Origin of the sequence: Faecalibacterium sp. DFI.5.82 (assembly GCF_029076575.1) — a bacterium.
Classification (GTDB): Bacteria; Bacillota; Clostridia; order Oscillospirales; family Ruminococcaceae; genus Faecalibacterium; species Faecalibacterium duncaniae.
The window spans coordinates 1-295 of the sequence record NZ_JARFIS010000898.1; the positions used below are offsets into that span (position 1 = coordinate 1).

General features: G+C 42.7%; 1 protein-coding gene. It reads left to right on the forward strand.

Translation table 11 applies throughout. The annotated features are described in order from the left end of the window. The first annotated feature begins 42 nt into the window (after positions 1-42). Positions 43-270 carry a helix-turn-helix transcriptional regulator gene (locus tag P0G09_RS19410; RefSeq protein ID WP_342760580.1) on the forward strand — a complete coding sequence of 76 codons (228 nt, stop codon included), beginning with the start codon at positions 43-45 and terminating at the stop codon, positions 268-270. Positions 271-295 lie beyond the last annotated feature (25 nt).

Below are 295 nucleotides of genomic sequence, written 5' to 3' on the forward strand. Positions count from 1 at the left end.
CCCGTGAGATCCTGAAGGAGCTGGCTGCTTACGCCGAGGTTTATCCGTAATTTTAAGCAGTACATGAAAATAAGCCCTGCACAATACATCCTGTCCCTTCGGATGGTAAATGCACAAAGCTTATTGGAGAACACCGAATACAATATTGGAGAAATTGCAGAGATCGTAGGGTATGATAGCCCACTCTATTTTAGCCGGGTATTCAAGAAAGAGTATGGTGTCAGTCCGGCACAGTACCGAAAGAATCTGGAGGAATCTACTGAAAAATGAGAAAGATTCCTTATAAATAAGGAGA